7 protein-coding genes and 3 tRNA genes are annotated in these 20744 nt (G+C 40.7%); 5 read left to right on the top strand and 5 right to left on the bottom strand.

What is annotated here, in order from left to right; all coding sequences use genetic code 11:
• Window positions 1-6: 6 nt before the first annotated feature.
• The 3 genes from ACQFX9_RS04725 to ACQFX9_RS04715 form a co-directional block, all read right to left on the bottom strand.
• Window positions 7-130 (bottom strand) — tRNA-OTHER (locus tag ACQFX9_RS04725).
• Between the two features lie 96 nt (window positions 131-226).
• A tRNA-OTHER gene (locus ACQFX9_RS04720) sits at window positions 227-359 on the bottom strand.
• 33 nt (window positions 360-392) lie between these two features.
• A tRNA-OTHER gene (locus ACQFX9_RS04715) sits at window positions 393-515 on the bottom strand.
• A 571-nt stretch (window positions 516-1086) separates the two neighbouring features.
• On the opposite strand from ACQFX9_RS04715, the gene ACQFX9_RS04710 reads away from it, so the two are divergent.
• Complete coding sequence (locus ACQFX9_RS04710) at window positions 1087-1830, top strand: hypothetical protein (RefSeq protein ID WP_427160932.1); 744 nt, start codon at window positions 1087-1089, stop codon at window positions 1828-1830.
• A gap of 118 nt (window positions 1831-1948) precedes the next feature.
• On the opposite strand, the gene ACQFX9_RS04705 is transcribed toward ACQFX9_RS04710, so the two are convergent.
• The gene (locus ACQFX9_RS04705; protein WP_427162795.1) at window positions 1949-3079 is read right to left on the bottom strand and encodes a quinone-dependent dihydroorotate dehydrogenase; all 1131 of its coding nucleotides are present in this window, start codon (window positions 3077-3079) and stop codon (window positions 1949-1951) included.
• Window positions 3080-3448: 369 nt separating this feature from the next.
• Here ACQFX9_RS04705 and ACQFX9_RS04700 point away from each other — a divergent pair, with 369 nt between their 5' ends.
• The 4 genes from ACQFX9_RS04700 to ACQFX9_RS04685 all read left to right on the top strand — a co-directional run bounded on the left by ACQFX9_RS04700 (window position 3449) and on the right by ACQFX9_RS04685 (window position 18990).
• Entirely contained in the window at window positions 3449-6334 is a 2886-nt protein-coding gene (locus tag ACQFX9_RS04700; protein ID WP_427160931.1) for a GAF domain-containing protein, read from the top strand.
• A 108-nt stretch (window positions 6335-6442) separates the two neighbouring features.
• Window positions 6443-7000 carry a hypothetical protein gene (locus ACQFX9_RS04695; protein ID WP_427160930.1) on the top strand — a complete coding sequence of 186 codons (558 nt, stop codon included), beginning with the start codon at window positions 6443-6445 and terminating at the stop codon, window positions 6998-7000.
• Window positions 7001-7425: 425 nt separating this feature from the next.
• Window positions 7426-13452 carry an ATP-binding sensor histidine kinase gene (locus ACQFX9_RS04690; protein WP_427160929.1) on the top strand — a complete coding sequence of 2009 codons (6027 nt, stop codon included), beginning with the start codon at window positions 7426-7428 and terminating at the stop codon, window positions 13450-13452.
• 135 nt (window positions 13453-13587) lie between these two features.
• The gene (locus ACQFX9_RS04685; protein WP_427160928.1) at window positions 13588-18990 is read left to right on the top strand and encodes a trifunctional serine/threonine-protein kinase/ATP-binding protein/sensor histidine kinase; all 5403 of its coding nucleotides are present in this window, start codon (window positions 13588-13590) and stop codon (window positions 18988-18990) included.
• A gap of 137 nt (window positions 18991-19127) precedes the next feature.
• Here ACQFX9_RS04685 and ACQFX9_RS04680 read toward each other — a convergent pair whose 3' ends face one another.
• Window positions 19128-20498 carry a lipid-A-disaccharide synthase-related protein gene (locus ACQFX9_RS04680; protein WP_427160927.1) on the bottom strand — a complete coding sequence of 457 codons (1371 nt, stop codon included), beginning with the start codon at window positions 20496-20498 and terminating at the stop codon, window positions 19128-19130.
• Window positions 20499-20744 lie beyond the last annotated feature (246 nt).

Raw genomic sequence — 20744 nt, 5'->3', positions numbered from 1 at the left:
TGAAAGGTGGCAGGGCAGGATTTGAACCTGCGACATCCCGCGTGGAAGGCGATAACCCTCATTCTTCGGCCTTTGCAGGCGAGGGGTGAATAAGGATGTTTAGGCACTCTACCGACTGAGTTACCTGCCACATAACAATTCAAAATTCAAAATTCAAAATTCAAAATTAAAGAATTGATTACTCATTACTCATCACTCATTACTCATTACTCATCACTAAATATCAGTAGCGGGGCAGGATTTGAACCTGCAAGACTGTTAGTCACAAGATCCCGATAATCCTCAAATCTTCAGCCTTTGCAGACAAGTGGTGATCAAGGTTTTTTGTCTAGCGCGTCTACCAATTCCGCCACCCGCTACATGAAAATTCAAACTTTAAAATAGTTGTTTGTCTGGTGGGATAGGATTTGAACCTACAACTCATGAATTAACGATAACCTTTGATTCGTCGGCCTTTGCAGGCAAATTGCTGAACTAAGGATGCTCATTGCTCTACCAAATTGAGCTACCCACCAGATACAAATTTTCCATTAATTTTAGATTTATGTAGTGGAGCAGGATTTACACCTGCATTTCCAGGAGTTTAATCAAGGGATGGGAAATTAAGTTGTTAGTTAGTTGTTGTGATAACCCTCGATAGGTCGGCCTTTACAGGCAAGGTGGGCGTTCTGCTATTTGAACTATCCACTACACAAATTGATTGAAAGTCTTGCTTAACTCCTTTGGGAACGTCAGCTTGTAGTATTAATGTAGTATATGTATTTTGTAGTGTCAAGAGTCGAAATAAATTTTTTGCTGATGGCTTTTGTAATTTAGTAGCGAGGTTTTAGCCCTCAAGGCAAGGACTAAAGTCCTTACTACGAACTGATTCAGCAAGTAAAGTTGCTTTTTCAGAACAATAGCAACTTGTAAAAAGTTTTTTACCAGTTTTTGCAGTATTTATGAGGGTTTGGCGGTTTGGCAAATTTAAATTAATGATATTTTTGCCTGATTTTTCCTAACTTTGCCAAACTATACAATTATGTGTCTCGATTTTTGCCAATATAATATATTATTTCCCAAAAAATTCGCTTGGCAAAAATCGGCATGAGTGAAAAAACCATAGAAGGTAGCGGGAAAGGCTTTCTCGTTCTCCTTTTGCCAATATCGTTTGTGATTATTGTCCTGGTTACTACCTGGAAATTTTTGCTGGCTTTTCTGGTTTTGCTGATTGGGTTAAATGTTTGGCAACAATACCAATGGCAACAGTGGTGTCAGCGAGTTAACCCGATTTTTAGTCAGTTAGTTAGAGAAAATCAAGGCAAAATTACACCCGTAGACTTGGCAATTCGGGGAAACTTTCCCGGTACACAAGCAAAACGCTATCTAGATAGTAAAGCTTCTGAATTCGGCGCAAGCATACTACCAGCTGGAGAAAGTGGCGAAGTTTATTACTTCATCACAGGTAGTATTTTAGGTAACATTCTTGACAGTAGTGAGCCTGTTAAGCAACTAACTGCACCAACTGTCACCAAAGAGGCGCGATCGCTCTTAGCACCGCCACCACCAGAACCAGTTGCAGCAGAACCGGAACCGGAACCAGAGCCAGAAGCTGAATTACCGCCACCAGTAGCTACTGAAGAAGCGAAACAAAATCTAGCAAAACAGCTATTATTTGGCTCTTTAATTCAGTCAGAACTGGCTAAACGGCTCAATGTTTATTCCAGCACTGTTTATAAACGTCGTAATGATCCTGACTTTCCTGAATGGACTCGCAGCCGCGATCCTGACGGAATTGCTTGGACTTTTTCAGAAAAAACAAAGGAGTTCTTTCCACTGGAGGAGAGTTAGGGAGTGCTGAGTGCTGTTAGCGGTAGCGGGGCGTTTAGCCCGTGCTGGGTGCTGGGTGCGGAACGTCAACTGTTGACTGTTGACTGTTGACTATTGACTGTTGACTGTTGACTGTTGACTATTGACTCCGAAAGTCTAAACCCACTGCTTCCGATATGGAGTTGAGTCCATGTTGTTCTAATTTGGTTAGCAAACCTTCTAAAATGCGGCTTACCATCATTGGGCCTTCGTAAATCCAGCCTGTATACACTTGAATGAGGCTAGCACCCGCAGTGATTTTTGCCCAAGCATCGTCAGGGGAGAATATACCACCTACCCCGATAATTGGAATCTGCCCTTGGGTTTGCTGCCAAATAAATCTGATGACTTCTGTGGAGCGATCGCGTAATGGCGCACCACTAATCCCTCCGGCTTCTTGCTCAGGTGATTTACCCGTTTTGTCAATCACCTGAGTTTTTAGTCCCTCACGACTAATCGTCGTATTAGTGGCGATCATCCCTGCTAATTGGTAGGTTTTCGCCAAAGTAATAATATCGGCGATCGCTTCCCATTCTAAATCAGGTGCTATCTTGACAAATATTGGTTTGTGTGTATTGTTGTCTTTTTGTAGTACATCCAAGATAGAACTGAGCATAGAGGCATCTTGGAGCGATCGCAACCCTGGAGTGTTGGGTGAAGAAACATTAACTACAAAATAATCTCCCAAATCTTTGAGTAGCCGAAAACTATTCAAATAGTCATCGGCGGCTGACTCTAGAGGTGTCACCTTTGATTTACCCAAATTAATGCCTATGGGTATGGATGGGGTAAATTCTTGTTGGTCTTGAGTTAGTCGTGCTGCCATTGCTGCTGCACCACTATTATTAAACCCCATACGATTGAGAACAGCTTGATCAGGAAGCAAGCGAAATAAACGAGGACGAGGATTTCCTGGTTGTGCTACAAATGTCACAGTTCCCAGTTCAGCAAAACCGAAACCCAGACTTGACAAAATACCCGAAGTTACACCATCTTTATCAAAACCAGCAGCCAAGCCTACAGGGTTAGGAAAATGTAATCCAAATAGATTCTGTTCCAGGCGGTGATTTTGTAAACATAAAGATTTTGCTAGCAGGCTGTGCATCCAACTATTGTCAGGCTGATGAGATAGCCAACGGAGAATGCTGATTGCTTGGTGATGTGACCACTCTGGGTCTGCTTTTAATAGGTTGAATAAAATCGGACGAACAGCAGTTTGATAGATATCCATTTCAATAGTCAATAGTCAATAGTCAATAGTCAATAGTCAATAGTCATTAGTCATTAGTCATTAGTCATTAGTCATTAGTCATTAGTCATTAGTCATTAGTCATTAGTCATTAGTCATTAGTCATTAGTCATTAGTCATTAGTCATTAGTCAATTTTTCTACCTTGTCTACCTTGTCTACCTTTTCCCCAATCCCCAGTCCCCAATTCCCAATCCCCAGTCCCCAATCCCCAATCCCCAATCCCCAATCCCCAATCCCTAATCCCCAGTCCCCAATCCCCAATCCCCAATTTTTATCCTGAATTTCTCGGTAAACAATCGTAACAATATTAGTCAGGGCTATTTTATGGGCATCTTATATATTACAAGTTATGTTGACTAAGAATCAGATGGGGCTGCCACAACCACCGATAGCTGCCGAACAACAAATTGTTGCCTTGGGACGTGTCTTGCAAAGTCTGAGGGAAGAAGATGATGTCGAGGTTCTGATTAAAATTACTACTTCTTATATTCAAAAACAGTTTAATTACAATTTAGTTTGGATTGCTACTTACGATCGCCTCAAGCACTCTTTATCAGGTCAAGGCGGTATCACTCCTAGTGGTGATGATAATTTTTTACGCAAACGCCTGATTATCCGTCCTGGTGACTTGTTAGAACAAGTGGTGATTCAACAGCGTCCTTTGGGTGTACCTGATATTCGCACGGAAACTAGACTGAGTGAGTGGCAAGAATTCGGTACAAGACACAATGTCCGAGGGACAATCATTTTTCCCATCCGCTACAAGGAAACTTGTTTGGGGTTGCTGTTAATAGCTTCCGAACGCTGGGGTTATTTAATTCCAGAAGAGGCGAAAACCAGTGTGACGATTGTCTTGGGGGAATTAGGTTCTATTCTGCATCAAAATGAAATTCGGTTGCAGCAAAAGCAAACTAAACGTCCTGATCAGCCTTTATTAGAATTACTCGACAATTTACATAACCTCAATAACTTAGAAGAAAGACTCAAAGCCGCAGTAGAAGCCACCCATGAATTCGTTTCTCCCAGTCGCACCAACATTTATTGGTTTGATCGGCCGGGACGCTATTTTTGGTGTCGCATTAGTAATCAATTGGTGAAAATGAGTCGGGAGGCGCAGCAGCAACAGCAGGCTGTGGGGATGACTGTACAGGAATTGAGTGATTTTTACTATGCTTTATCAACCAATCAAATTGTCTGGATTGGTGATGCGCGCAGTTCTCTCAGTAGCCATTTTACAGCCAAATTGTTGCAACGTTGGCGGGTGCGATCGCTGTTAGCAGCTCCCATTATGTGGCAAAAAGACCTCTTGGGTTTTTTGGCTGTAGAAGATGTTCAACCCCGGATGTGGTCAGAAGCAGACAAAAACTTTGTCCAAGGTGCGGCGGGTTTCATTTCTTTGGTCACTCCAACGGAAAAAATGGAAACTACCATTGAAAAAATTCAAGAAGATTCGCACCTGACAAGTCAAGTAGCTCAAGCTATCTATACTCACCAAGACCTCAAAGAAACTTTAAGAGTTTGTGCGGCTAAAGTTCTATCTCGGCTAAATGCCACCCGTTTTTTAGTTTTACAATACGACGCTGATCGTAATAACTATCAGGTAATTTATCAAACCCAACCTCATAATCGCCGTCCTTTAACCTTCGCTTTTAGTTTATTAACCGAAACCGATAGACAAATGCTCAAATCGGCACAAACTACTGTAGAAGTGGAGAATTTAGACGAAGATTTACGCTTTTTTAATTGGCGACCACCGTTAATTGACAACGGTGTGCGATCGCTATTAGTTTGTAACTGTACTCAAGGTCATCGACCAGAAGCTATTCTCCTGATTACCCACACTCAGCATCGTACCTGGAATAACGCTGAAAAAGAATTGTTGTGGATTGTCAGTCAACAAATCGGTGTAGTTTTACGTCAGTGGCGACTACTTACCAGCAATGAACAACAACAAAAGATTTTGCAGAGTATTCAACAATCCCTCTGTATTTTAGAAGAAGCCCATAGTGACAATGCTGAGACTGAAGAAAATTATCTAGAAACTACCACACTCAAGCAAATCGCGGCAATTCTGGGTTGTCCTTTGTCCCTAATGTTGACTTGGTCTGAGGAACAAGAAACAGCAGAGATTATCCCTGGAGTTTTTGCTGACAGCCACTTTAGTATTCGTGCAGATGCCCCAGTATTTGTGCAGTATGAAGCCTTAATTCAGTGGGCATTGTCTAAAGATGGTTATTTAAACTTGAAAGTCGAAGATTTACCACCGGAAACCAAAAAATGGTTAACTTGTCCGGCTACGAGTAAAATCTTAATCATTGCTTTACGGACTGCGGCTCATCATCAACCCACAGGTGTAATTGTCCTAGCAGACCATACAGAACGCTACTGGCCACAACAAACCCTCAATGCCATAGAAACGCTGATTGAGCAATTAGCTTGGTTGCGTCGTCAACAGCAAATTAGCACTATTCAGGCAGCGAAAATTGAAGAATTAAGACAACTCAATTGGTATAAACATCGGCGGTTAGAAGAAGTCCACAGAACTACAGCACAATTACTAGGTCAAATTCATGATGTGGGGATTCCCAATAATGAATTGACACAGACACGCTACAAATTATTGTTACGACAGTTAGATCATGCCAACACAGCAATTACTAGCTTGTTGAAGCAAGAACAGTGGCAATTGTCTATGGGTGGGGAGACTATGCCCATTGCTAGTTTATTAAAGCGATCGCTCGAACGCATAGAAAATTTACTCCAAAGCCAAAAAATGTGGATTGGGGTTCATGGTTTGGGAGCCAATAATTCTGACTCAGAATCTAACCATAGTTCTCCCTTAGTTAAGAATACAGTCACCGCCAACCATTCTGCCCCAATGGTAATTACTGGCGATTTGATGAAATTTGAATTGATCCTCCATGAAGTCTTACTCGCTGCCTGTCAACGTTCCCCTCATGGCAGCAGAATTGATATTTGGTGTCGTCGTCTAGATGATCAATTTGTCGAGGTATCGATTACAGACAACGGCGTAATTGCACCAGAATTGTTAGCTGAACTAGAACAAAAAACTCGTAAAGATTTGCTCACTTGCAGTTATCTAGACCAACTTCCAGGTTTACATTTACTCATCTGTCAACAGCTAATGCAACAACTCAAAGGAGAATTAAACCTCTATCAGTTACCTGATCATCGTGTAGTTAGTCGCTTACTCTTGCCATTAGCGAATAAGTAGCAGGGGGCAGTAGGGAAATCTATTTTTGTTCTCTATGGCGATCGCAATCCAGATCACAATTGCAGTCAACATACAAAAACTGCGCCAGTAAAGATTTGTAAGGATTTTATGAAATATTTACAGGTGGTGATGTATTGGTTTACTTCCTCTACAACCTACTGTAATCAATCCATGCTGCAATCACTAAAAAAATGGCTATTGATTGTCTTAAAAATAGGAACTATTGCTACAGTCGTATTATTAGTAATTGTTGGGTTTGGGACACTGTACAATTTAGCATCATATAAAAGTAAACTAGGACTCTTCATCTTAAGGATACCCAGCGCTGAGAGTATTGGTCAAGAATATTTACAGGCGGTCATTCAAAAAAATCGTGATTACATTGCTGATGATCAGGAATGCAGTCATAGCGCATTACTCGGACACATTACTAAGTACGGTGGTGCAGAGGTGCGAAATACTGCTATTGTTGCAGACTGGCACTCAGGAAATGGAGATCATACATTTGAAATCACTGTGATTAAATTTGAATACCGCTACTCTCAAACAGCATCTTGGAAACCGGGCGAAATTCGACTGATGACAGCTACAAATTTAGAACGTAGTAATTCTTTACCTGATGCTCTTCCCTTTCGACGGATTCATTGTGGGGGTTTATGTTTCTAGAGAAGTTTTAGCGTAGCGGGATAAAGTTCAATTTCGCCTCTCTTCCCCAGTAATGGGATATTTTTTGATAGGACTTATAGCAATTCTTTATAAATGATGTAGAGATGTTGCATGCAAGTTTCTACAGTACAGAATAAAGTACATCTATGGCTACGCCAGGCAAGCTACAGAAACGGTATTACGTAAAATTTACATAATTACGTCATTACGAGCAATAGCGACGTAATCGCCTAAAATTCTGGGATTGCTTCCTTGCACTACATCTCGGTTGCAATGACAAATTTTGCTGACATAAGTCTTGTTTTAGTTACAAGTCTCTTGGAAGTACCTTAACGATTTGTGGGAATACTAAATTTTATGTAGACGCGTTCTGCAAGGCTTTGTCATGAAAAGCTGGAAATAACTTGCACCATAAGGTTGTACACATGGCTAATGAGACTACAAAACTGTTGATTCCTGGATATCAAATCATCTCACAACTATATGCAGGCTCAAGAACCAGAGTATATCGAGCTATCCGTCAACAATCACAACAATCGGTAGTCATTAAACTACTCACTTCAGAATATCCTAATTTTTACGAGTTACTACAATTTCGCAATCAATACACTATCAGTAAAAATCTGCAAATTCCTGGAATTATTCAACCATTATCCCTAGAAACCTACGGACATGGCTACATTCTAGTCATGCCCGATACAGGTGCCATTGCCCTCCGCGAATATATCAAATACCACCGATTATCCCTAGTAGAATTTCTGACGCTCGCCATTCAACTCAGCCAAATTCTACACAACTTACACCACAATCGTGTCATTCATAAAGACATCAAACCCGCCAATATTCTCATCCATCCCCATAGCCAACAAATAGAACTCATTGACTTTAGCATCGCCTCACTGCTACCCAAAGAAACCCCAGAAATCAAAAGTCCCAATGTCTTAGAAGGCACACTCGCCTATATTTCTCCCGAACAAACCGGAAGAATGAATCGCGGCATTGATTATCGCAGTGACTTTTATTCTTTGGGTGTGACATTTTATGAATTACTCACGGGTAATTTACCATTTATTTGTGATGACCCCATGGAGTTATTACATTGTCACATCGCCAAGCCAGTTGATGAAATTCACAATGCAGCAATTCCCCAGGTAATTTCAGATATAGTCATGAAATTAATGGCGAAAAATGCTGAAGATAGATATCAAAGTGCTTTAGGACTAAAATTTGATTTAGAAATTTGTCTGGCACAATTACAACGAACAGGCGAAATCACTGACTTTGAAATTGGTAAGCGGGATATTTGCGATCGCTTTTTAATTCCCGAAAAACTCTATGGTAGAGAAACGGAAGTTAAAACATTACTACAAGCATTTGAGCGAGTCGCCAATGGTAGCACCGAAATGATGCTGGTGGCGGGGTTTTCGGGAATTGGGAAAACCGCCGTCGTCAATGAAGTTCATAAACCCATTACTCGCCAACAGGGATATTTTATCAAAGGCAAGTTCGACCAATTCAATCGCAATTTACCCCTATTAGCCTTTGTCCAGGCATTACGCGATTTAATTGGGCAGTTACTCTCCGAATCAGATAGTCAACTACAACAATGGCGCAGTGATATTTTAGCGGCGGTAGGAGACAATGGGCAAGTTTTGATTGAAGTCATGCCAGAACTGGAAAGGCTGATTGGTCAACAACCGCCTGCACCAGAACTTTCTGGAACTGCTGCCCAAAATCGCTTTAATTTATTGTTCCAGAAATTTATTGCGGTGTTCACCACTAAAGAACATCCGTTAGTGATGTTTTTGGATGATTTACAATGGGCAGATTCTGCTTCTTTGCAGTTGATGAAATTGTTGATGGGGGATAAGAATTATCTGCTGTTATTGGGAGCTTACCGTGATAATGAGGTTTACCCTACACATCCTTTGATGTTGACAGTTGATAAACTCCAGCAAACTGGAAAAATTGTCAGTACAATTACCCTCGCACCTTTAACTTTAAGTGATGCCAATCAGTTGGTAGCTGATACCTTACATTGTGTCATTGAGCGATCGCTACCTTTGACAGAATTAATTTTTCGCAAGACCAAGGGGAATCCATTTTTTATCACTCAATTTCTCAAAGCATTACACGAAGATGGGCAAATTACATTTAATCGTGAGTGTGGTTATTGGGAATGTGATATTGCCCAAATTCATGCCCTATCTCTCACCGATGATGTGGTGGAATTTATGGCACAGCAGTTGCAGAAGTTGCCACCAGAAACGCAACATATTCTCAAACTAGCTGCTTGTATTGGTAATCAATTTGATTTAGCGACTTTAGCAATTGTTTCTGAACAGTTGCAAGCGGATGCTGCTGTAGCTTTATGGAAGTCTTTACAAGAAGGATTAATTTTACCCCAAAGTGAAGTTTATAAATTTTATTTGAGTGATGAGCAAGTCAATATCAATAATCACAAGGGTGAGAATTTAACTTATAGATTTTTACATGACCGTGTGCAACAAGCTGCTTACTCCTTGATTCCCCATGCCCAAAAACAAGCCACACATTTGAAAATTGGCGAATTACTGCTGCACAATACAATAGAGTCAGATTTAGACAACCGCATCTTTGATATTGTCAATCAGTTAAATATAGGTCTTGAATTAATCGATGACTTATCTTCAAAAGAAAAATTAGCGCAATTAAACTTAAGGGCGGGAAATAAGGCTAAAGTGGCGACAGCTTATAGCGCGGCTGTCAGTTATTTAAATACTGGGTTAATGCTTTTAACTGCTGATAGTTGGCAGAGTCAATATACATTAACCTTGAGATTATATGAATCTTTGGCTGAGTCAGAATATCTAAACACTAATTTTGAAAACTGTAAATACCTCATTGCAAAAACTCTAGAATCAGCACAGCATTCATTAGATAAAATCAAGGTTTATGAAATTCAAATTCAGTCATATACAGCCCAACACCAACTGTTAGAAGCTATCAATACAGGTAGAGAAGCCCTGAATTTATTGGGCATAGATTTTCCCGAATCATGTGATTTTGAAACAATGATTGTCCAACATCAACAACTCAAAATCATGTTAGGCGATCGCCCAATTCCCAGTCTGGCGAATCTACCAATTTTAGTAGATTCTCATCAAGCCGCCGCTATGCGAATTCTGGTGGGTTTATTTGCATCTGTGTATTTAGCCAAACCGGAGTTATTACCCTTAAAGATTTTTACAATGGTGAAAATCTGTATTCAATTTGGTAACTCTCCCCAAGCGGCAATTGCTTATAGTTTTTATGGTCTATTTCTGTGTGCGACTGGTGAAATTGAACGCGGCTATCAATTTGGAGAATTAGCCACTATTGTTTTAGAGCGATTGCACGCTAAAGAATTGACTAGTAAAGTTAATCTGACTTTTGCTTTATTTATTAAACATTGGCGAGATTCCATCCGTTCTACATTACCTGTATTTTTAGCTGGTTTAACTAGTGGTTTGGAACATGGTGATTTAGAGTATGTGGGATATTGTGCTAATTGTTATTGCCAATTTTTATTCTGGACAGGAGAAAATCTAGAAACGGCGGAAGCTGAAGCCAATAAATACTGCCACCTCATTGAAAATATCAAGCAGGAAGCTTCTTTAATTTGGGCAAATACATGGCGACAAACAGTAATTAACCTGCGTGGTAATACTGAAAATCCCATGATGCTGATTGGTTCTAGCTTTAATGAAACTGTGGATTTGCCTGCTTTAATTGCTAGCCGTAATGTCAATGGCATTTGCTATGTCTATTTAGCCAAACTACTACTATCTTACTTATTCGGTGATGCTCAAACTGGCAAAGATTATGCTGATAAATTTGAGGAATATGAACAGGGCGCGGCTGGTTTACTAATTGTTCCTTTGAAGAATTTTTATCAATCCTTGAGTCTTTTGTCATTGTATAAGAGTGTAGATCCGGTGACAGCAAATGCTTATTTGGAAAAGGTAAAAAGCAATCAAAAGTCTATGAAAATATGGGCAGATTATGCCCCCATGAATTACCTGCACAAATTTCAATTGGTAGAAGCTGAAATTTACCGGGTATTAGGAAAAAAATATGAAGCAGGGGATTTTTACGATCGCGCGATCGCCCAAGCTGAAGGTAAAAACTATCTCCAAGAAGCTGCTCTGGCTAATGAACTGGCTGCTAAATTTTACCTAGCTTCAGGTAAAGACAGAATCGCCGCAGTTTATATGCAGGAAGCTTACTATGGCTATGCTCATTGGGGTGCAGCCGCCAAAACCAAAGAGTTAGAAAGCCTTTATCCTCACTTACTGCGCCCCATTTTCCAGCAGTCTGGATCAAGTTTCAACCCCTTAGAAACCCTAGCGGCTATCACTAATGCCAACCTGTCAATTCATTCTTCTTCCACCGCTACACCTTCCTCTAGTACCCGTATCAATACAGTTTTAGATTTGTCGGGGATTCTCAAAGCTTCTCAAAGTCTATCCAGCACAATAGAGTTAAATGAATTACTACATCAACTAACTCAGATTATTCTGCAAAATTCCGGTGCTGATCGCTGTGCTTTAATCCTACCTAATAGTGATGGGAATTGGTTACTACGAGCTATTGCCACACCTGAAAACACCGAGTTGTACAACGAACCCCTGGAGAACAATCCTAAGTTACCAATTAAGCTGATCCAGTACGTCAAAAACACTAAGGAAGTGGTAATGATTGACAATCTCAAAACAGATTTACCTGTGATTGGGACATATTTAAATCAGCGTCAACCTAAAAGTGTACTATGCTTACCAATTCTCAATCAGGGCAATTTAATTGGGATTTTGTATTTGAAAAATCAGTCTACTAGCGGGGTGTTTACTAGCGATCGCGTCCTCATTCTCAATTTTCTTTGTACTCAAGCCGCCATTTCCCTGGAAAATGCCCGTCTTTATCAACAATCTCAAAGCTATGCTCAACAATTAGAAACATCTCTTCAAACATTACAAACCGCGCAAAAAAAATTACTCCAAGAAGAAAAAATATTACAAAGACAAGCTTTAGCACTGCTTCAGCTTTCTCAAAGTCCAGCAATTAATCAAGGAAATTTAAGTGCAGCATTTGTAGAACTGACGCAAGTGACAGCTAACACCTTACAAACAGAAAGAGTTAGTGTTTGGCTATTTAATGAACATCAAACCAAAATCCGGTGTATGGATTTATTTCAACGTTCTGCTCAAGAACATTCACAAGGATTAGAACTCCTAGTGGCTGATTATCCTGCCTATTTTTTAGCTGTGAAGTCACAACCAATTATTGCGGCGGATGATGCGATGAATGATCCCCGTACCTGTCAATTTAGCAAAGGTTATTTAGATGTCTTAAATATTTCATCGATGCTAGATTCTAGTTTCCAGATTAATGGAGATATGGGAGGAGTAATCTGTTGTGAACACGTTGGACAAAAACGGACTTGGACTCCATCGGAACAAAATTTCATCCGTTCCGTAGCTAATTTAATTGCCCTAGCCATAGAGTCTCATCAACGACAAGATAAAGCCAAACAACTTAATCAAGTATTGTTAGATTTAAAGCAATCGCAACTGCAAATAGTCCAAAGTGAAAAAATGGCATCTTTGGGTAATTTGGTTGCAGGTGTAGCTCATGAAGTCAATAACCCCATTGGTTTCCTCAATGGTAGTATTAGCAATGCCCGTGACTATGTAAAAGACATACTAGGACATTTAGGACTTTATCAAAAACATTATCCCCAACCGACATCAGAGATTCAAGAAAATGCTGAAGATATCGATTTAGAATTTGTGATGGCAGATTTACCTAAATTGCTTGGTGCGATGACGGGGGCGACTGAGCGCATTAAATCGATTAGTACCAGCTTACGCACCTTCTCCCGTGCTGATACTGATCACAAAGTCATGGCTAACATTCATGAAGGGATTGATAGTACACTGCTAATTTTAAAATACCGCCTCAAAGCTGACGAACATCGTCCAGCTATTCTCATTGAGCAAGAATATGGTGATTTACCCCTAATTGAATGTTTTCCTGGGCAATTAAACCAAGTATTTATGAACATCTTGGCTAATGCCATTGATATGTTCGATGATGTGGCACAAAAGTACACATTTGAGGAAATGGAAAATCAACCCCAAAAAATTATCATTCGTACCAGAGTAGTTGAAAATCAAGTTGATATTCATATCCAAGATAATGGTGAAGGTATGAGTGCAGATGTGAAAGACCGCATCTTTGACCATCTATTTACTACTAAAGGTGTAGGTAAAGGTACGGGCTTAGGACTGGCGATCGCGCGTCAAATTGTGGAAGAAAAACACGGTGGAAAAATCAAGGTTAATTCAGTTTTAGGAGAGGGAACAGAATTTATCATTTCCCTACCAAATGATGGCAAAATCGCGCAGATTGGCAGCAACCAATTAATACAATAGTATTTTTTTATACTTAAAAGGCTGAATGAGGTTACTCCAGACCTAATTCGTGGGAATACTAGATTCTACAATTGCTGTGTATGGCTTCGTCGATGTCAATAGACAAACACTAATTCCCACCAGAGGTTTGTATAAATGGCTGCTGAGACTCAAAGACTTTTGATTCCTGGATATCAAATCATCTCACAAATTTACGCAGGCTCAAAAACCATAGTATATCGGGCCATCCGCCAACAAGACCAACAACCAGTCATCATTAAACTGCTTACATCCAAATACCCAAATTTCCAAGAATTACTGCAATTTCGCAATCAATACACTATCAGTAAAAATCTGCATATTCCTGGAATCATCCAACCCTTAGCCCTAGAAACCTACGGACATGGCTACATTCTAGTCATGCCCGATACAGGTGCCATTGCCCTCCGTGAATATATCAAATACCACCGATTATCCCTAGTAGAATTTCTGACGCTCGCCATTCAACTCAGCCAAATTCTACACAACTTACACCACAATCGTGTCATTCATAAAGACATCAAACCCGCCAATATTCTCATCCATCCCCATAGCCAACAAATAGAACTTATTGACTTTAGTATCGCCTCCTTACTACCCAAAGAAACCCCAGAAATCAAAAGTCCCAATGTCTTAGAAGGCACACTCGCCTATATTTCTCCCGAACAAACCGGAAGAATGAATCGCGGCATTGATTATCGCAGTGACTTTTATTCTTTGGGTGTGACATTTTATGAATTACTCACAGGTAATTTACCATTTATTTGTGATGACCCCATGGAGTTATTACATTGTCACATCGCCAAGCCAGTTGATGAAATTCACAATGCAGCAATTCCCCAGGTAATTTCAGATATAGTCATGAAATTAATGGCGAAAAATGCTGAAGATAGATATCAAAGTGCTTTAGGACTAAAATTTGATTTAGAAATTTGTCTGGCACAATTACAACGAACAGGCGAAATCACTGACTTTGAAATTGGTAAGCGGGATATTTGCGATCGCTTTTTAATTCCCGAAAAACTCTATGGTAGAGAAACGGAAGTTAAAACATTACTACAAGCATTTGAGCGAGTCGCCAATGGTAGCACCGAAATGATGCTAGTGGCGGGGTTTTCGGGAATTGGGAAAACCGCCGTCGTCAATGAAGTCCATAAACCCATTACTCGCCAACAGGGATATTTTATCAAAGGCAAGTTCGACCAATTCAATCGCAATCTTCCCTTATCTGCATTTCTTCAAGCCTTTCGCGACTTAATAAAACAATTGCTTGCGGAATCTGATACCCAGCTGCAAACCTGGAAAAATCAAATACTTTTAACCTTGGGCGATAATGCTCAAGTCATGATCGAAGTTATTCCTGAGCTAGAACGCATCATTGGCGTGCAACCACCTACTACACAACTTTTAGGTACTGCTGCTCAAAATCGATTTAACTTATTGTTCCAGAAATTCATTCAAGTTTTCTCGACATCAGAGCATCCGTTGGTAATATTTCTCGATGATTTGCAATGGGCTGATTTAGCTTCATTGAATTTGATCAAGTTGCTGATGGGAGAATCACTGACTAACTATTTATTGTTAATTGGTACTTACCGAGATCATGAAGTTTTGGCTGCACATCCTTTGCTGTTAACTTTGGAGGACATCAGGCAAACAGGAGCAACAGTGCAGACGATGACAGTGCAGCCTCTTAGCCAAAAAAGTGTCAATCATCTTGTGGCTGATGCCCTCCATTGTACAGCCGATATCGCGCAACCTTTAACAGAATTGGTGTATCAAAAGACCCAGGGGAATCCGTTTTTCACCACACAATTTCTCAAGGTGTTACATCAAGATGGCTTAATTATCTTCAACCCCCTACTGAGACATTGGGAATGTGATATTGTTCAAGTGCGCCAAGCAGCATTAACAGATAGTGTCGTAGAGTTTATGGCGCAGCAGTTGCAAAAGTTACCCCAGCAAACACAACAGATGTTGAAATTGGGGGCTTGTATTGGCAACCAGTTTGATTTGCAAACATTAGCCATAGTCGCTGAAAATTCAGAAACCGCAACTGCAAAACACCTATGGCCAGCACTCCAAGAAAGGTTAATTCTGCCTACCAGTGAAACCTACAAGTTTTTCCCCACTGAGGAAATTAATCAACCCGAAGAGAAGGGAGCGATCGCTGTCCAATATAGATTTCTCCATGACCGCATTCAGCAAGCTGCCTACTCCCTAATTGCTGAAGATGACCAACAAGCTACCCACCTACACATAGGTCAACTCTTATTATCCAATACGTCAGTTAGTAGACGGGAAGAACGACTCTTTGAAATCGTCAATCATCTGAATATGGGTTCCTCCCTGATGACTACGCCACAGGAGAAAACACAGCTAGCACAGTTGAACCTGACAGCAGGACGAAAATCTAAGACAGCAACAGCTTATGCTTCAGCCGTTGACTATTTCACCACAGGTATCAAGCTTCTACCTCTAGATGCTTGGGAGAGTAATTACGACCTCACCTTAGCACTATATACAGAGGCAACAGATGCGGCCTATCTGAATACCGATTTTGACCAAATGGAACAATGGGGTAGTCTGGTGTTGCAAAACGCCCGCACCCTCCTAGATACTATCCCAGTAGAGCAAACCCGATTGATGGGAACTAAAGCTCAAGGTAAACTCCTCGATGCCTTACAAATGGGTTTGCAGGCCTTAGATTCATTGGGAGTGACATTTCCTAGCCAACCGACGCAGATGGAGGTGAGGCAAGCTTTTGCCACCACACAGCAACTTTGGCAAGTTCCCTTGAATTTGTTGGATTTACCTCCCATGACGCTACCTCATCGGATAGCAGCCATGCAAATGTTGAGTTGGCTAGTGTCTTGCGCCTATTCGAGTAATCACCATTTAATGGCTCTACTGATTTTTAAGCAAGTAGAATTATCTATCTTAGATGGCAATTCTCCCACTTCAATTTATGGTTATGTTGATTATGGTCTAATTCTGTGCGGCGTAATTGGGGATATCCCTTCCGGTTACGATTTTGGTCAACTAGGATGGAAACTACTAGAAAAATTGCAAGCCCACACTTATAAAAGTAGAGCGTGGTATGTTATTCACACCTATATTCACCATTGGAAAGCCCCTTTACAGGACTCTATTCCTTATTTACAAGAAGCTTACCAAATTGGACTCGAAACAGGAGATATTGAATCAGCAGCCTTAAATGCGGCTGCTTGCTGTTATTACGCTTATCATGCTGGACAAGAGTTAACTAGTCTTGCTGCTCAAACTGATGCTTATCGTCAGAGTATCTCTCAACTCAAACAAACAACTTCCCTATATTATTTAGCAATTTATCAGCAAGTTATCTACAACTTACTGGGACAGACGGAAGTTCCCCAGCAATTGACAGGGAAAATTTTCGCCTCAGCTGAATTACTACCTGTACTGCAAGCTAATAACCATCACACAGCCTTATTTTATTGGCATATAAATCAAGTATTTTTGCATTATCTGTTTGGCGAACATCAGCCAGCAGCCCAGATATCACTTATTACAGAACAATATCTAGAAGGTGGAATTGGCTGCTTTATGGTAGTCTTATACTCCTTCTACGATGCCCTAGTACAGCTGGCACTGTATGAAAATGCCACAAAAGTACAACAGCAGGAAATTCTGGAGCGAGTTAAGCAGCATCAGACAAAATTAGAAACATGGGCAACTCATGCACCGTTTAATCATTTACATCGTTGCCAATTGGTGGCGGCTGAACAATATCGCATACTGCATCAACCATTGGATGCTATGGAGGCTTATGACTTAGCAATTGCCAATGCCAAAGATCATCATTATTTTCAAGATACAGCTTTAGCTTACGAACTCGCTGCCAAATTTTATTTAGATCGGGGAAAAGAAAAAGTAGCCGCAGGTTATATGCAGGAGGCTTATTACTTTTACGGTCGCTGGGGAGCAAAAGCGAAAACCAAGGAACTAGAAAATCGCTATCCTGATTTGCTATACCCTATTTTACAGCAGACAACACCCACTCTCAATTCCTTAGAAACCCTAGTCTCAATTAGTGGTGTTAATGTCACATTTCACAACGCTGCCAAAACTTCATCCCATCCCAGTATTAATACATTTTTGGACTTAACCTCTATTCTCAAAGCTAGCCAAAGTCTTTCCAGCACAATTCAACTCGATGAATTACTACATCAACTAACTCAGATTATTTTGCAACACTCTGGGGGCGATCGCTGTGTTTTAATTCTGCCGAATATTCATGGTGAATGGCAGGTTCAAGCTATTGCCACACTTGAAGATACAGAACTTTGTTCTCAACCTCTAGAGGGTAATGCTAATTTACCCATGAAGTTGATACATTATGTTAAAAATACGCAAAAAGTTGTAGTTATTGACGAACTCACAACGGATTTACCTGTAATTGACGAGTATTTAAATGAGCAGCAACCAAAAAGTTTACTGTGCTTACCAATTGTCAGCCAGGGAAATTTGATAGGCATTTTGTATTTAAAAAACCGTGCTGTTAGCGGTGTGTTTAGCCGCGATCGCATTATGATCCTCAATTTCCTTTGTACCCAAGCAGCCATTTCTTTAGAAAATGCCCAACTTCATGCCCAAGAACAGGAAAAATCTCAGAAACTAGAAAGAGCCTTACGAGAACTCAAACAAACCCAAATCCAGATGATTCAAAGTGAGAAGATGGCTTCTTTGGGTAATTTAGTTGCAGGTGTGGCGCATGAAGTCAATAACCCCATCGGCTTTCTCAATGGTAGTATCAGCAATGCCAAAGAATACGTCCAGGATTTAATCGGACATATACAACTTTATCAACAGAATTATCCCGAACCCACTACATCGATTGTCAAAAACTCCCAAAACATCGATTTGGAATTTTTGACAGAAGACTTACCTAAGTTACTCAATGCGATGAGAGGTGCAACGGAACGGATTAAATCGATTAGTAAAAGTTTGCGTACTTTCTCCCGTGCTGACACCGACTACAAAATCAGAGCGAATATTCACGAAGGAATTGATAGTACGCTGCTAATTTTAAAATACCGCCTCAAAGCTGACCAACATCGCCCGGAGATCGTCATTGAGCAAGAATACGGTGATCTGCCACTAATTGAATGTTTTCCTGGGCAATTAAACCAAGTATTTATGAATATCTTGGCGAATGCTATTGATGTCTTTGACGAAGCTGCTCAAACCGCTAAATTTGCTGAATTGCAAAATCGACCCCAGAAAATTACGATTCGTACACAAGCCGCTACCGACAAAATTTATATTCATATTCAAGACAATGGTAAAGGCATGAGTGCAGACGTAAAAAACCGCATTTTTGACCATTTATTTACTACCAAGGCTGTAGGTAAAGGTACAGGCTTAGGCTTGGCGATCGCGCGTCAAATTGTAGAAGAAAAACACGGCGGGAAAATCGAGGTTAATTCAGTTTTAGGAGAAGGAACAGAATTTATTATTTCCCTACCAATTACAGGTTGATTTGTTGAGTAATAAGTGCTGAGTAATGAGTGCTGAGTGCTGAGTAATGAGTAATGAGTAATGAGTGCTGAGTGCTGAGTGCTGTTAGCGGTAGCGCGGCGTTTAGCCGGTGCTGAGTAATGACTAATGACTATTGACTATTGACTAAAAAATCTTTCCATCAAACACTCAGCAATTCTTTGTGCTGCACCAGGCTTACCCATTCTTTGCCTACCATTCTCTGCAATTAGGTGTAACCTGTCAGGATGAGTGAACAGCGATCGCACCTGCACAGCTACTTCTGCTGGTTCTGAGACTAAAATCAACGATAAGCCTAATAATCGGCTTTGGGCTTCTGCAAAACCGGGGTTATATTGTGGCCCCTCTCCTGGAATGGCGATCGCTGGTTTCCCTAAACCTATAAACTGTTCTGTAGCTGTCCCGGCCATGGCGATCGCTACGTCTCCCCAATGCAAACATTCATTGTATGCTTGTTGTGTTAGCAGGAAATAGACGTTTCTTTGCTGAAAGATGAGAGCTTGATTGTCTGGTAAAGGTAGGGGAAATTCTGTTGAGGCTTGCCAACCATGAGATTTTAAGGATTTGGCGAAGGCTTGTATATCTAAGTTGGGTGCGATCGCTCCTAAAAACACCACTTTACCGGAATTGGGGACGAATGAATTTTCCTCGCGAAAACTCGCCATCAATGCAGACACCCCCACCATCATGATTTCCCAATTTTTATATGCTTCCGGCGGACGCGAACCAGGAAGTAAAGTAATCATCAGTGGTCTAGTTAATTCTTGTTGTTGACTATCAATACTATAAAGTTGTTGGGTATTAAATCTTGGTTCTAGTCCATCCATCATGGGATTGCCAAAATTAAAGGCGGGAATCGGCCACTGATTTAAAATTTTTGCGGTTAACCCATCTCTGGGAAACACGGCTTTACAACGACGGCGACTCATTAACCACCTTTCCCAAGGATGGTAAATCGAACCAGAAAAATTTTCCCAACGGGCGGCTTTGGATTGTCGAGGGAGAATTCCTACTTCATCCCGCACATAATATTCTGATTTGGCTGTCCCCACAAAAGCATATTTAGCCCCACTGATATAGGCAAACAATAGCGGGACAATATCCCCTACCGCCAAGACAGCATTTTGCTGGCCTAATTTTTTTTGCGATCGCACCCAACGCCGCACTGCTTGAATTTGACTCCAAGTTAATTGTAATAAACCACCACGTACATCTCGCGCTAATTGTCGCCCATCCATATAGACAAACCCACCAGAAGGCATTGTGCGGACTGTACCAATCAGAGGAATATTTAACTTTTGATAGGCGTGTCCTTCTCCCACCAAAGGCAATGCAAAGATATCTGGTGGGTAGGGTTGTTGCAATAATGCCTGCAAAATGCGGGCAGCAATTACATCTTCCCCATGACCATTACTTAATACTAATAGCTGCAATCGAGAATCGGCACTTGATGAATTAGAGGCAAAAGATAAGCGAGATAAATCATTCATAACCAGGGATTGGGCATTGGAAATTGGGCATGGGGCATTGGGTAAAATCTTGTTTGCTTCCCCCACACCCTTACACCCTTATACCCCCATACCCCTAATTTAAGAAACAAAATAGCAAAATTAATGGTCTATTTCAGTAATTCGTAATTTTGGCGTTGCTGATTGAGAATATGAATTGTCTCACGCAAAGGCGCAAAGGCGCGAAGGAACAAAGGAAAATAAAAGTATTGCTGGCATTTCATACTT

It is taken from the genome of Aliinostoc sp. HNIBRCY26 (genome assembly GCF_050235535.1).
Taxonomy (GTDB): Bacteria; Cyanobacteriota; Cyanobacteriia; order Cyanobacteriales; family Nostocaceae; genus Trichormus.
This window is presented reverse-complemented; position numbering and strand designations above follow the sequence as displayed.